Annotated in this window: 16 protein-coding genes; 8 read left to right on the top strand and 8 right to left on the bottom strand. The window is 65.8% G+C overall.

Annotated elements, in window-relative coordinates:
• Positions 1-68: 68 nt before the first annotated feature.
• Complete coding sequence (locus tag B6K69_RS01375) at positions 69-779, top strand: invasion associated locus B family protein (protein WP_335602078.1); 711 nt, start codon at positions 69-71, stop codon at positions 777-779.
• Positions 780-784: 5 nt separating this feature from the next.
• Here B6K69_RS01375 and B6K69_RS01370 read toward each other — a convergent pair whose 3' ends face one another.
• From B6K69_RS01370 to B6K69_RS01355, 4 genes are read right to left on the bottom strand one after another with little or no spacing between them, the layout of a single operon-like run.
• Entirely contained in the window at positions 785-1,984 is a 1,200-nt protein-coding gene (locus B6K69_RS01370) for a beta-ketoacyl-[acyl-carrier-protein] synthase family protein (protein WP_108642509.1), read from the bottom strand.
• Positions 1,981-2,244, bottom strand: a complete 264-nt coding sequence (locus B6K69_RS01365; protein WP_107672859.1) for an acyl carrier protein — start codon at positions 2,242-2,244, stop codon at positions 1,981-1,983. Before B6K69_RS01365 ends, B6K69_RS01370 begins: the two co-directional genes overlap by 4 nt.
• An 11-nt stretch (positions 2,245-2,255) precedes the next feature.
• Positions 2,256-3,347: a UDP-3-O-(3-hydroxymyristoyl)glucosamine N-acyltransferase gene (gene lpxD / locus B6K69_RS01360; RefSeq protein ID WP_108642508.1), complete on the bottom strand. Its 1,092-nt coding sequence runs from the start codon at positions 3,345-3,347 to the stop codon at positions 2,256-2,258.
• A gap of 30 nt (positions 3,348-3,377) precedes the next feature.
• Entirely contained in the window at positions 3,378-4,949 is a 1,572-nt protein-coding gene (locus B6K69_RS01355; protein ID WP_228156781.1) for a L,D-transpeptidase family protein, read from the bottom strand.
• A gap of 368 nt (positions 4,950-5,317) precedes the next feature.
• Between B6K69_RS01355 and mepK the strand changes: the two genes are divergently transcribed.
• Positions 5,318-5,887 (top strand): peptidoglycan L,D-endopeptidase MepK, encoded by a 570-nt coding sequence (mepK, locus tag B6K69_RS01350; protein WP_107672862.1) that lies wholly within the window; start codon positions 5,318-5,320, stop codon positions 5,885-5,887.
• Positions 5,888-5,951: 64 nt separating this feature from the next.
• Here the strand turns inward: mepK and B6K69_RS01345 are convergent, their stop codons facing one another.
• A complete protein-coding gene (locus B6K69_RS01345; protein WP_107672863.1) occupies positions 5,952-6,707 on the bottom strand; it encodes an RlmE family RNA methyltransferase in 756 nt (251 codons plus the stop codon).
• A complete protein-coding gene (locus B6K69_RS01340) occupies positions 6,704-7,843 on the bottom strand; it encodes a Ppx/GppA phosphatase family protein (RefSeq protein WP_107672864.1) in 1,140 nt (379 codons plus the stop codon). Before B6K69_RS01340 ends, B6K69_RS01345 begins: the two co-directional genes overlap by 4 nt.
• A 240-nt stretch (positions 7,844-8,083) precedes the next feature.
• Here B6K69_RS01340 and B6K69_RS01335 point away from each other — a divergent pair, with 240 nt between their 5' ends.
• The 3 genes from B6K69_RS01335 to B6K69_RS01325 are packed head-to-tail and all read left to right on the top strand — an operon-like array spanning position 8,084 to position 10,373.
• Positions 8,084-8,386 (top strand): virulence factor, encoded by a 303-nt coding sequence (locus B6K69_RS01335; protein ID WP_108642506.1) that lies wholly within the window; start codon positions 8,084-8,086, stop codon positions 8,384-8,386.
• A gap of 53 nt (positions 8,387-8,439) precedes the next feature.
• Positions 8,440-9,366: a methylenetetrahydrofolate reductase gene (locus B6K69_RS01330; protein ID WP_108642505.1), complete on the top strand. Its 927-nt coding sequence runs from the start codon at positions 8,440-8,442 to the stop codon at positions 9,364-9,366.
• 26 nt (positions 9,367-9,392) lie between these two features.
• Entirely contained in the window at positions 9,393-10,373 is a 981-nt protein-coding gene (locus B6K69_RS01325) for a methyltetrahydrofolate cobalamin methyltransferase (RefSeq protein WP_108642504.1), read from the top strand.
• A 13-nt stretch (positions 10,374-10,386) separates the two neighbouring features.
• Here the strand turns inward: B6K69_RS01325 and B6K69_RS01320 are convergent, their stop codons facing one another.
• Positions 10,387-11,103, bottom strand: a complete 717-nt coding sequence (locus B6K69_RS01320) for a GNAT family N-acyltransferase (RefSeq protein WP_108642503.1) — start codon at positions 11,101-11,103, stop codon at positions 10,387-10,389.
• A 53-nt stretch (positions 11,104-11,156) separates the two neighbouring features.
• On the opposite strand from B6K69_RS01320, the gene msrB reads away from it, so the two are divergent.
• The gene (gene msrB, locus B6K69_RS01315) at positions 11,157-11,552 is read left to right on the top strand and encodes a peptide-methionine (R)-S-oxide reductase MsrB (RefSeq protein ID WP_108642502.1); all 396 of its coding nucleotides are present in this window, start codon (positions 11,157-11,159) and stop codon (positions 11,550-11,552) included.
• Between the two features lie 55 nt (positions 11,553-11,607).
• On the opposite strand, the gene B6K69_RS01310 is transcribed toward msrB, so the two are convergent.
• On the bottom strand, positions 11,608-12,042 hold the full coding sequence (locus tag B6K69_RS01310; RefSeq protein WP_107672870.1) for an outer membrane protein assembly factor BamE: 435 nt from the start codon (positions 12,040-12,042) through the stop codon (positions 11,608-11,610).
• A gap of 215 nt (positions 12,043-12,257) precedes the next feature.
• On the opposite strand from B6K69_RS01310, the gene B6K69_RS01305 reads away from it, so the two are divergent.
• Positions 12,258-12,839 carry a YceD family protein gene (locus B6K69_RS01305; RefSeq protein ID WP_108644719.1) on the top strand — a complete coding sequence of 194 codons (582 nt, stop codon included), beginning with the start codon at positions 12,258-12,260 and terminating at the stop codon, positions 12,837-12,839.
• 187 nt (positions 12,840-13,026) lie between these two features.
• Entirely contained in the window at positions 13,027-13,233 is a 207-nt protein-coding gene (gene rpmF, locus B6K69_RS01300; protein WP_107672871.1) for a 50S ribosomal protein L32, read from the top strand.
• Positions 13,234-13,241 lie beyond the last annotated feature (8 nt).

The raw sequence follows: 13,241 nt of genomic DNA, 5'->3' as shown, positions 1-13,241 counted from the left end.
GCGCGCAACGCCGGGCGAAAATCCGGCCTGCGCGGCCTGCCGCGCCAAACCCGAAGGACCAACGTTTCATGATGATCAAACCGATCTCCCGCCTTGCCCTGCTTCTGGCTCTGGCAGCGCCGCTGCCTCTGGCCGCGCAGGAAACCACCGCCCCCGCAGAAGGCGCCGCTCCTGCCGAAGGTGCTGCTCCGGCGGCCGAAGGCACCACGCCGAACACCTCGGCCGCGGACGACCTTGCCCTGGGGGTTGAGGTCGGTGGCACGCCCAAGGTGGGCGACAGCTACACCGCCGCAACCTTCGACGCCTGGCAACAGCGCTGCGTGAAGACGGAAACCGGCACCGATCCCTGCCAGCTTTACCAACTGCTGAAGGACAAGGACGGCAACAACGTCGCCGAATTCTCGGTCTTCAACCTGCCGGCCGGCTCCAATGGCCCGGCAGTGGCCGGGGCGACCTTCATCGCACCGCTGGAAACCCTGCTGACCGAAGGCCTGCGGATCGAGGTCGACGGCTCGAAGCCGCGCGCCTATCCGTTCACCTTCTGCACCCAGATCGGCTGCGTCGCCCGTATCGGTTTCACCACCGAAGAGATCGACCAGTTCAAGAAGGGCGCCAAGGCCTCGGCCAGCATCACCCCCTTCGTCGCGCCCGACCAGAAGGTCGGTCTCGAAATCTCGCTCAAGGGCTTCACCGCCGGTCTTGAAGCGGTGATCAAGGCCAACAACGCCGCCGACGCCGCGGCTGAGGCCGCCGCAAAGGCCAAGCCCGCCACGCCCTGAGGTGATCAGAGAGCGCGGAGCGCAAGCACCGCGTTCAAGCCGCCAAAGGCAAAGGCATTCGACAGCGCCGCGCCCACCCGGGCGCGGCGCGCTTCGTTTGGAACATGGTCCAGATCACAGGCCGGATCAGGCTGGTCCAGCCCCAGCGTCGGGGCAATAATCCCGTCGCGCAGCGCCATGATCACGGCAAGCAACTCGATCGCGCCGGTTGCCCCGATGGCATGGCCATGCAGCGCCTTGGTCGAACTGACCATCAGACCCTCAGCCGCGGAACCAAAGGCCCTGCGGATGGCGGCCACCTCGCTGCGGTCATTGACCTGGGTGCCGGTGCCGTGGGCATTGACATAACCCACCTCGGAGGCGTCGATCCGGGCTTCGTCCAGCGCCGCCCGGATCGCCGCCGCCGCCCCATCGACCGACGGCACCACGATATCCGCCGCATCCGCCGTCATGCCGAAGCCGGAAATCTCGGCCAACGGCGTGGCACCACGGGCGGCGGCCCGGTCGGCATCTTCCAAAACGAAGACCGCTGCACCTTCGCCCATCACCAGACCGTTGCGGCGGGCATCGAAGGGGCGGCAGCCGTCCGGTGACAGGACGCGCAGCGATTCCCAGGCCTTGATGCCACCGAAGCACAGCATCGCCTCGGCCCCGCCCGCCAGCATTGCGGGTGCCTGCCCGTCGCGCACCATGCGGAAGGCCAGCCCCAGCGCATGATTGGAACTGGCGCAGGCCGAGGAGACAGCGAAGGACGGCCCGGTCAGCCCGTGCCGCATGGCCACATGCGACGCCGCCGCATTGACCATAAGCCGCGGCACCACCAGCGGCGGCACCCGGTTCTTTCCTTCGGCAAACACCGCCCGGTAATTGTCTTCCCAGGTGCCGATCCCGCCCGCCGCGCTGCCGATGATGGCGCCGGCGCCCTGCCCTGCACCTTCACCGGCCATGGCCAGCGCCTCGGCGGCAGCGGTCACCGCGAATTGGGTGAAGCGGTCATAAAGCGCAATCTCGTTGCGCGAAAACCGCGTCGCTTCATCCCAGCCCTGCACCTGCGCGCCAATCCGCACCGACAGCCGGTCCACGTCGCGAAAGGCCAGCGGCCCTATGCCCGACCGCCCCGCCGCCATGGCCGCCAACGTACCGGGCACATCGCCCGCCAGCGCGTTGACCGTGCCCGCCCCGGTGATGACAACCCGCTTCGTCATGCGGCCTTGCCAGCCACCAGCCCCTGCACCGCCGCCACGATGCTGGCGACCGAGGTGGTGTCGAACCCGCCCTGACCGGGTTCATTGGGATTGAAGGGCACCTGGATGTCAAAGGCCTCTTCAATGGCGAAGATCGCCTCGACCAGACCCAGACTGTCCAGTCCAAGGCTTTCGATGGTGGCCTCGGGCCCGATCTCGGACGGGTCGAGCAGTGCCTGTGTTGCCAGGATCTCGATCACGCGGGGGGCAATGTCCTGCATCTGGGAAACCTTCAGTCCTCGGACGGCGGCCTGGGCAGCGCCTTTTCGATTTCGGCCACCCGTGCCGCCAGCCGTGGCAGCCGGCGCAGTGCCTTCTGCATCTCGACATGGGTTTCCATCTTCACCGCCGGATAGCCCAGCAGCACCCGACCAGCCGGGGCATTGGTAAAGATCTTGGTGGCCCCGCCACAGATCACGTCATCGCCGACAAAGATATTGTCATTAACGCCGCACTGGCCGCCCATCACCACGCGGTCGCCGATCCGCGACGATCCGGCAATGCCGACCTGCCCGCACAGCAGACAGTCGCGCCCGACCTGAACATTGTGGCCGATGTGAACAAGGTTATCCAGCTTGGTGCCGCTGCCGATGCGTGTGTCGCGGATGGTGCCGCGGTCGATGCAGACATTGGCCCCGATCTCGACATCATCACCGATGGTCACCGCGCCCAGAGAATGGATCCGGGTCCAGCTTTGCGCGGTGATCGCGTCGCGTGTGCCCAAGGTTTCGCGGATCTCCTCGACGCCGGATTTCTCGGGCGTGACGAAACTGAACCCGTCCGAGCCGATCACCGCGCCCGGCTGGCAGATAAAGCGGTTACCGATGGTAACGCGGGCGCCGATCCGGGCGCCTTGCAGGATCAGCGCGTCCTCCCCAATGCGGGCGCCTTCTGCGATGGAGACGTGGCTTGCGATCCGGGCCTTTGCACCGATCACCACATCGCGGCCGATCACAACGAAAGGCCCGATCGCCGCACCCGCGCCGATCCGGGCCGAGGGATCGACGATGGCCATGGGATGCACACCGGGCGCAATCTCGGGGCCCGCGTCCAGAAGGCGTGTCAGCCCGGCCATGGCCAGCCGGCCGCGCGGTGCGAAAATCGCCGCCTGCAACCCCATCGCCTGCCAGTCTGCACCCGGCCACAACAGCGCTGCGCGGGCCTGCCCCTTGGCAAGGCCATCGGCGTATTTCGGGTCCATCGCCAGCGCCAGATCGTCCGGGCCAGCCGCCTGCGGCTCGGACGCGGCCGTCACGGCCAGATCCAGCGCCCCTTCGGCCTTGGCCCCCAGAGCGGTGGCAATTTCGCGGATCGTATGCGGCATCAACCCCTCCGGCGCAGTCCGGGGGATGGTCTACTGCGAATCCGCGCCCAACTCCACCCCGGCATCCGCCAAGGCCTGCCACAGCTTTGCGTCACGTCCGTAAACATCGCGGCGATACCCCATGCGGCCCTTCGCCTCGGGGTAAGCGGTGTAGTAGACAAGGTGAACAGGGACAGTTTTTTCAAACTTTACAGTCGTTTCCCGGCCAGACTTGAGATAGGCGTTGAACTCTTCCTCAACCGCGTCGGATTGCACCGACAACAAGGCATGTGCCAGATCGAACGGGTCCGCCACGCGGATGCAGCCATGGCTGTAGGCGCGAACGTCATTGTCGAACAGGGATTTCGACGGCGTATCATGCAGATAGATGTTGTACTGGTTGGGGAACATGAACTTCACCTTCCCCAGCGCGTTCCCGTCCGAGGGCGGCTGGCGCAGCGCAAAGGGGAAGTTGCGCGCGTTGTAGGCGGCAAAGTTGACCGCGCCACGCGACACCACCCGCCCGCTTCTGTCGACCACCTGAAGATGCCCAACCGCGTTGGGGTTTCGCTGCAGAAGCGGCAGGTATTCCTTGACGGTGATCGACCGCGGCACCCCCCAACTGGGGTTCACCACGATATGCTCCATCTCGTCGGAAAACTCGGGGCTGCGCTGGTCGGGCACGTCCTTGCCGATCACCACGCGGGTGCGGAACACCGTGCGGCCGTGGTCCACGATGCGGGCGGTGAAATCGGGCTGGTTCACCCAGATGTGGCGCACCGTGCGGTCGATGTGCAGCCAGCGTTCGCGCTCCATCGCGACGATCACCGACTTGAGCCGCGCGTCCGGTCCGATGTTGATCTCCGCCATCGTCGCCTCGCCCGCCACGCCGTCGGCGGGCAGGCCATGGGCCAACTGGAATGACTGCACCGCGCGCTGGATGCTGCGGTCATAGTCCCGTGTCGGTGTGCGGGCCAGATAGCCCATGGCGATCAGCCGGTCGCGCAGCGCCACCACACGGCCGCCACTGTCGCCGGGTGCCAGCGCCCCACCGGGCACCGGCGGCCCCCAGCCCCCCCGCGCCATGCGGTCCTCAAGCCCGATCTTGGCCTTCATCAACTGGGCATAGACATTCGAGGACGGGATCAGCCCGTGCAACACGGCGGCCGGGTCATCGCCGGCAATCGCGCGCAGCAGCTCTTGCGGATCGCGCAACGGAATCTCGCGCACGATGGTCGGGTCGATCTGACGGGGGACCAGCAGACCCGAGGTCAGATCACCTGCCCAGGCCAGATAGGACCGGGTCATCGCCACTTCCAGACGGCCAAGATCGCCTTCGGTCTGCGCGGCAGCAAAAGCCGCCCGCAATCCGGCCAGATCATAGCGGGCGGGTGGCAGGCCGTGGTCATGCGCGGTTTCAAGGGCCGCGAACAGGGCGGCCCGGCGCGCGGCATCCTCGGGGCCGGTCCAGAGCGTGTCATAGCCGGTCTGGCGATACCATTCCGCCACCGGCGCCTCGGCCGAAGCCGCCGCCGCCAGCGAGCGCGCAAAGGCACTGGTGGTTTCCGCCGCCAAAGGCGCGGACAGCGCCATCGACAACACCAGAGCGGCCGAACCCATCATCTGCCTTGCCCGGCCCCGGGCCCCGTCGCGCACCACCATTCCAGCCCCTGAAAATACTAAGGATTTTATCGGTTCGGCAAAGATCAGCCAATTTGCCGCGGCTGTCCATTCACATTCCCGTCCAATCGGGCTTGCCGGACAGGCGCTTGCTGACAATGCGACAGATTTGCCCGCAACCGTTGCGCCGGCGCCACGCGCCAGTCAGGTTCTGCCGATTCAGCGAATTTTTGCCGATTTCGTGTTGGCTGCCGAGAGAAGGGTTTTTGGCAGTTTCATTTCGGGCCGCATCTGCCGTAAGGTGCCGGCACTGGAAGAACAGTCAAGCACTGCTTCAAGCAGTCGAAGACTTGCACGGGACAGGCGACACAATGGCGGACTTCAGCTCCAACGGCATGACGCGGCGTGGACTTCTTGGTGTGTTCGCCGCGACAGTGGTAACTGCGGCACCTTTCTTCAGCAACGCGCCGGCCTACGCTCGCGGCGCAGGCGACATTCGCCGTCTTCGGATGTATTCCGGGCGCACAGGCGAAAGCATGGATACGATCTACTGGATCGAAGGGAAGTACATCCCCGAGGTCGTGAAGGAGATCAATCACTTCATGCGCGACTGGCGGACCGACGATGTGGTCAAGATGGACCCGCGCAATTTCGACATCATGGCCGCGGCGCATCGGCTGATGGATGTGAACGAACCCTATATGCTGCTCTCGGGCTATCGCAGCCCCAAGACCAACGCGATGCTGCGGTCGCGGTCGGGTGGCGTGGCCCGGAATTCCCTGCACATGAAGGGCATGGCCGCCGATCTGCGGCTGAATTCTCGCTCGGTCGGCCAGATGGCCAAGGCCGCTGCGGCCTGTGCTGCGGGTGGCGTCGGGCGCTATTCGCGGTCGAACTTCGTGCATATGGATTGCGGCGCAGTCCGCTCCTGGGGCGGCTGACCGCTTACTTGGCCGGAAAAACGGGCGCCCCTCGGGGCGCCTTTTTCATTTCATCCGCCGCGCCTCATTCCTCGACCGTCTCTTCGGCCACACCGCCCTTTTCGCGGCCGCGGAAACCCATGGCCACCACGAACTTCTCAGAGCTGTCGGCGCGGCTGGACGGCGGCTTGACGTTCGCCACCTTGCGGAAGTTCTGCTTCAGCATCTGCTGCATGGTGTTTTCGGCACCCCCGGCCAGAACCTTGGCGACAAAGGTGCCGCCGTCTTCCAGCACGTCAAAGGCAAAGGACAGCGCCGCCTCGACCAGCGCCACGATGCGCAGGTGGTCGGTCGGCTTGTGCCCGCTTGAGGCCGCCGCCATGTCGCTGAGAACCACATCGGCCCGACCGCCCAGCCAGCCCTTGACCAGTTCGTCCGCATCGTCCGAAAGGAAATCAAGCTGGTGCAATTCCACGCCGGGAATCGGTTCAACCTCTTGCAGATCGACACCCAGAATCCGTCCCACCGGCTTTTTCGTATTCTCGCCCAGGGCATTCACGCGCGGCACCGCCACCTGGCACCAGCCGCCGGGCGCGCAGCCCAGATCAACGACCCGGGCGCCGGGCTTCAGGAAGCCATACTTGTCGTCCAGTTCCATGATCTTGTAGGCCGCACGACCGCGATAGCCGTCGCGCTTGGCCCGCTGGACGTAAGGGTCGTTCAACTGCCGCTCAAGCCAGAGCGTGGACGAGAGCTTGCGCCCCTTCGCCGTTTTCACCCGCACCCGCAGGTCGCGCTGTCCGCGGCCCGAAGTTCCGCCAGATCCCGGTTTCTCGGTCATAGGTAAGGCCCGTCCTCCAAAACTCCATCCGCGCTCATCTGCGCGTAAAGCAGCCCCTCGCGCAGGCCGCGGTCCGCCACCGAAAGCCGGTCGGTCGGCCAAATCCGCATCAGCGCCTGCAAGATGGCCGCTCCCGACATGATCAGCGTGTGCCGGTCCCGACCGATGCGCGGATCGGTGCGCCGCCCTTCCGGGCCAAGCTGAAGATAGTCGCGGATCACCGTATCTATCTGGGTGCTTGTCATCTGCAACCCGTCCACCTTGGCGCGGTCATAGCGGCGCAAGCCCAGAAAGGACGCCGCGACCGTGGTAACCGTGCCGCTGGTGCCGATGATCTGGAACCCTTCGCGCTTGGCCTGCGCGTGATAGGGGCTGAAGCTGGCAAGGTTTTCCTCGAAGAACCAGCTCATCAGGGCAAAGCGTGCCGCGTCATCCTCGACATCGGCGAACTGATCTTTCAGGGTGGCCACCCCCAGCTTGACGCTGATCCAGTCCACCACACGCGCCACCGGCCCCTCGCCCTGGGCCGAGAACCCCATATGCAGCCGCATGATCGCCTTGGCGCGGTCATCGGGCGGCACGGCCGACAGGTCGATCCAGACAAGTTCCGTCGACCCGCCGCCGATGTCCACCACCAGAAGCTGCTCGGTCTCGGGCTTGACCAGCGGCGCGCAACTGATCACCGCCAGCCGCGCCTCTTCCTCGGGGCCGATGATTTCCAGCGCCAGCCCGGTTTCCCTCCGCACCTGACGGATGAAATCGCGGGCATTGCGGGCGCGGCGGCAGGCTTCTGTCGCCACCAGCCGCATCCGGGTGACGCCATGCCGCTCGATCTTCTTGCCACAGATCCGCAGCGCCTGGATCGTGCGGGCCATGGATGCCCGGCTCAGCCGGCCAGAGGCTTCCAGACCCGCCCCCAGTTGAACGGTCTTGGAAAAGCTGTCCATGACAAGAAACTGACTGCCCTTCGGCTGGGCAATCAGCATACGGCAACTGTTCGTGCCAAGGTCCAGGGCCGCATAAAGCGCAGGACCGATTTGATCAGGGGATGACGGATCGCCCTCGTGGGAGCGCGCGAACAGCGGCTCGACCAACGAAGAGGATGCGTCCGCCCCTGGGGGACGCACGGGCGTCATGATCGCCCTCCAACTCTGGTTGCCCCAAAGGTAGTCGCGCGACCGGGGGCTGGCAAGCCTTTGCATGACGGTGATGCGACATCCGTCCGCATTGAACCCGGTTTGGCCATGTTTTGCCCCCGACAGGGCCACGCACCGGCCGCTGGTCGCATCAGAGGGGCGCCATGTCGAAATCCGACTTCGCCTGTCGCGAAACGGCGTCTATCAACAGGGGAACATCCGCACAGGAATCGCCCCGAAATGCCCGAAGTGACCATCGTCTACTGGAGAGACATCCCCGCCCAGGTCATTGTCGGCAAGGGCCGGCGCGGGGCCAAGGTGCAACTGTCCGAGAGGTTCGAACAGGCCATCGACCGCTGCGCCATGAAGATCGGCGCCCGCAACGCCGATGCCTATCTGGCCGAATGGCGCAAGGCTGCCCCCTATGAGGTGGACGGCGATCAGGACGAGATTGCCCGCGACACCGCCGCCCGGCTGGAGGCCGAGTACGACACCGCCCGCCTGAAGACGCTGATCGACAGCGATGGCTGGGCCGCCACCTGATCATGCCGTCCCCCGTCCCCCCCTTGTCAGCCCCCACCCTGAAGGAGCGCCTGATGGCCCTGTTCCCCTTCCGCAAGAAAGCCGCCCCTGCTGCCGCGCCCGTCGGACAGGCCGCCCAGCTTGAAGCCTTTCTCAAGGGCTATTCGATCGAGGTAATGCCGCGCACCGCCGAGAAGGTTTCCGACTTCCGCGCCATCCTGCCCACCGGCACCCGCGTCTATGTCGCCCATATCGAGGGCACGCCGATCGAGGACATGGTGGCCACCGCGAAACGCATCGGCGACGAAGGCTTTGCCGTGATGCCGCATTTCCCGGCGCGGATCATCAAGGACAAGGCCACGCTGGTCGACTGGGTCGCCCGATACAAGGACGTGGGCGTCCGTCAGGGGCTGATCCTGGCCGGCGGTGTGCCGCAGCCGGTGGGCGATTTCTCGACCTCGATGCAGCTTCTCGAGTCTGGCGCCTTTGACGGGTTTGACCGGCTGCATGTGGCGGGGCACCCCGAAGGCAACAAGGACATTGACGCCGACGGATCGGACCGCATGGTGATGGAGGCCGCACGGTGGAAATCCGCCTTTGCCGAACGCACCGACGCACAGATGGCCATGGCAACGCAGTTCTGCTTTGACGCCCGGCCGGTGATCGACTGGGTCAAGCGGCTGGACAGCGAAGGCATCAAGCTGCCGGTTCATATCGGTGTGGCAGGCCCGGCAAAGCTGCAGACGCTGATCAAGTTCGCCATCGCCTGCGGCGTGGGCCCCTCGCTCAAGGTGCTGCAAAAGCGCGCGCTTGACGTGTCCAAGCTGCTGACCCCCTATGAGCCGACCGAATTCCTGGCAGAACTGGCCGCCCACAAGGCCGCGAATCCGAACTTCGGCATCGAACAGGTGCATTTCTTCCCGCTGGGGGGCATCAAGACCAACGCCGAATGGGTGACCGCAAATGGTGGCGCCTCGGGAAAACCGGCCTGCGCGGCCTGACGCAACACAAGACCAAAGGTTGAAAGATGACCCGCACCGTCCTTGAATCGAAAACGAAAACCGTCGTCATCGGTTTTGACGAACCCTTCTGCGTCATCGGCGAACGGATCAACCCGACCGGCCGCAAGAAGCTGGCGGCAGAGCTTGAGGTCGGCAATTTCGAGACGGTGATCAAGGACGCGCTGGAGCAGGTCGCCTGCGGCGCAACGGTGCTGGATGTGAACTCTGGCGCGGTGTTCACCAACAAGATGGCCGAAGATCCGCGCTATGCCGACAACAACTTCGTTGAACCGCCGCTGATGCGGGCACTGATCGAGATCGTGCAGCAGACGGTTGACGTGCCCCTGTGCATCGACAGCTCGGTTCCCGCCGCGCTGGAGGCCGGCCTTGCCGCCTGCGAAGGCCGCCCGCTGCTGAATTCGGTGACGGGTGAAGAAGAGCGGCTGGAGCTGGTCCTGCCGCTGGTCAAGAAATACAACGTGCCCGTGGTGGCGATCTCGAACGACGACACCGGCATCTCGCCCGACCCCGAGGTGCGGTTTGCCGTGGCGAAGAAGATCGTCGAGCGGGCCGCCGACTTCGGCATCCCGGCGCATGACATTGTGGTAGACCCGCTGGTGATGCCGGTTGGCGCCATGGCCAGCGCCGGGCAGCAGGTCTTTACCCTGGTGCGCCGCCTGCGCGACGAGTTGGGCGTGAACACCACCTGTGGCGCCTCGAACATCTCGTTCGGCCTGCCGCACCGGCATGGCATCAACGGGGCCTTCCTGCCCATGGCGATTGGCGCCGGCATGACCAGCGCCATCATGAACCCGGTCCGCCAGCAAGAGATGGAGGCGATCCGCGCCGCCAACTTCCTGATGAACCACGACGCCAACGGCGGCGAATGGATTCGCTTCGCCAAGGTGCTGGAAGCGGTCGAAGGCGGGCTGAGCTTCGCCGAAGCCTCGGCCGCGGCGCAATCCGCCGCCGGGGGCCGCCGTGGTGGCCGCCGCGGGCGCGGCTGACCATCTGCCGCTGTCAGATCCCCCTCAGGCTTGCCGCGCGGGCCTGAGGGACACCTGCCACCTCGACGCAGGTGAAGACGTGCAGCGTGTCCAGATCGCGGTCTGCCACCGCATGGTCGCTGACCCAGCCCCCCATGCCCAGATAACTGCGCAACAGCGGCGGCAGCCCCGCCAGCGCCGTGCGCCGGTCTGTGACCGGCCCCGCCAGCGCGGGATAATCCACGCCTTCCGCCGCCCGCCGGCCCGGCCGCAGCCCGACCGGCCCCAGATGCCGTTCGGCCAGCAGCGCCAGCGCGGCGCGATGCCGGGTCCAATCGGCCCCGGCAAACGACGTGCAACCGATCAGCCGCCCTGCCCCCGCCGCATCAACCAGCCGCGTCATGGCCGCCCAGGCCAGACGCAGCACGTCGGGATCGGCGGTTCCGGGGGCCAGACAGAACCGGCCCATTTCGGCAAAGGGGCGCGGATCGGCGGCCAGTGGCGACAGATCGTAGAACCGCGCCGCATAGCCCTGCCCCAGCGCCGCGCCAGAGGGCAGCAGGGCGACCCGGAACGTGGCGCAGACCGCATCGCCCGACTCCACCAGAACATGCTGGCAGCGTTCGTCCAGATCGTCATGATCATCCGCCCCGTCGCGGAACACCGCCCCCCGCAGCGCCAGCGCGCGCGACAGATCCTCGGGCCCCGCAGCCAGCCGCGCCACATATCTGCCCCGGATCAGCGGCTCCATCTTTAATCCGCGCTCCCGTGCCCTAGATTCCCCGTCAGAAGGAGTTCCCAAGGATGGACAAGATCGTCAAGACCGATGCCGAATGGCGGGCCCAACTGCCCGAGCTGGCCTACAAGGTCACCCGCAAGCACGCAACCGAACGGGCCTTCAGCCACGACGACTTCCCCAAGCAGCCGGGAATCTTTTCCTGCGTCTGCTGCGGTGAGCCCTTGTTCGATGCCGCGACCAAGTTCGATTCGGGCACCGGCTGGCCGTCGTTCTGGCAACCTGTCAGCGCCACGAATGTCGGGGAAAAGACCGACCGCAGCTTCTTCATGCGGCGAACCGAGGTGCATTGCGCCCGCTGCGAGGCGCATCTGGGCCATGTGTTCCCCGACGGCCCGGCCCCCACCGGCCTGCGCTACTGCATCAATGGCGTGGCGCTGCGCTTCGATCCCAAGGGCGAATAACGAAACGGGGCCGGTTGCGCTGGCAACCGGCCCCGGATTTCAGGCTGCATCTGCGTCAGTTGACGCCCATCTGGTCCAGGCTCATCCGGCCGAAGTTCGACAGAAGCTGCCCGATGAAGCTGACACCCTTGATATTGCTTGCCGTGACGCGGCGAGAGATTTCCACCACGCGGCCATCCTCAAGCCCGTAGCGACCGATGTTTTCCACAACGCCCGCTTCGGTGAAGGTGATGGCAACCACCTGACGGTCAATCTCTTCCGGTTCCTTGGGGCCAAGGTGCTTGAATCGGCTTTGCACATAGAACCAGCCGACATCGTTCAGCAGGCCTTGCGCCGAAGGACGGCCGATCTTTTCAGCCACCGTTTCACGCGTATCCACGCCCACCTTGATCTGCGCCAGATCCTGATCCACCGGCACATAGCCATGGTTGCGATAGACCGCCGTGCAGGCCGCCGCGACCAGCACCAGTGCCAACGCCGCCAGCCGCATATGCGGAACAAGCCGCCCAATGCCAAAGGCACCGCCGCCTGAGCGCCGCGCCTCTCTGGAACTGCCTGCCATCCCTGCCCCTTTTCTCCGGTACCCCGGAGCACCCGATTTTGCCTTGCACCTTGGGATAACAGATGCCACGCCCTATGTTCAAGAACGCAAGGAAGGGCATCTGCGTGCCTGTCCCTGCGGAATTCCCGACATCGGACCCCGCCATGACCAAGAAACCCGTCTCACAGCCCGTCACCACCGGCCCCGAAACCCCGGCGCCCTTGTTCCGCAGCGCGGCGCTGTCACACCGCCGCCCCACCGCGCTGCGCTGGACCGCCGGCCCGGACGCGCGTGCCGCCATGGCACAGGCACTTGACCTGCAGGGAATCGCGTCGCTGTCCTTCGAGGGCACGCTGCAACCCGAAGGCCGCGCCGATTTCCGGCTGGAAGGCCGGCTCACGGCCGCCGTGACCCAATCCTGTGTGGTGACACTTGCGCCGGTGCCGGCCCGGATCGACGAAGCCGTCCTGCGCCGCTATCTGGCCGACTACAGCCATCCTGAGGGGGAAGAGGTCGAGATGCCCGAGGACGACAGCGCCGACCCGCTGCCGACCCAGATCGACCTTGCCGAAGTTCTGACCGAGGCGCTGGCGCTGGCGCTGCCACCCTATCCGCGCGCCCCGGGCGCCGAACTGGGCGAGGCGGTCTTTGCGGAACCCGGCGTATCGCCGCTGCGTGACACGGATCTGCGCCCCTTCGCGGCCCTTGCCGGGCTGAAGATCAAGTCGGCCGACGATGCCGGCTGACCGTTCGGCCGGCACCCCGCCGCAGGCCACAAGTGCAGGCAGAAAAAGGACTTGCGCCCCGGCCGAATCCGAGTATGTTCCCCGCCTCATTCAGGCTGTGGCACAGCATCTGTAGGCTATTGCCTAAAGGTCTGTTTCTTGCAGCAAAATCAGGGGCCTGTCCCCTTCCAAGCCCAAAGGTCGAGACATGGCTGTCCCGCAGAACCGCACCACCCGTTCCCGCCGGAACATGCGCCGCGCTCATGACGCGCTGGTTGCCGCGAACCCCAACGAATGCCCGAACTGTGGCGAGCTGAAGCGCCCGCACCACGTTTGCGGCGCCTGCGGCCATTATGACGCCCGCGAAGTCGTGGCGGCGGCCAAGGAAGTGGATATCGACGAAGACGCGGCGTAAGCCTGCTT

This window comes from Pseudogemmobacter blasticus, assembly GCF_003071405.1.
Lineage (GTDB): Bacteria > Pseudomonadota > Alphaproteobacteria > Rhodobacterales > Rhodobacteraceae > Pseudogemmobacter > Pseudogemmobacter blasticus.
Note: the sequence above shows the minus strand (reverse complement) of the source record. Positions and strands in the feature narration are given on the sequence as shown.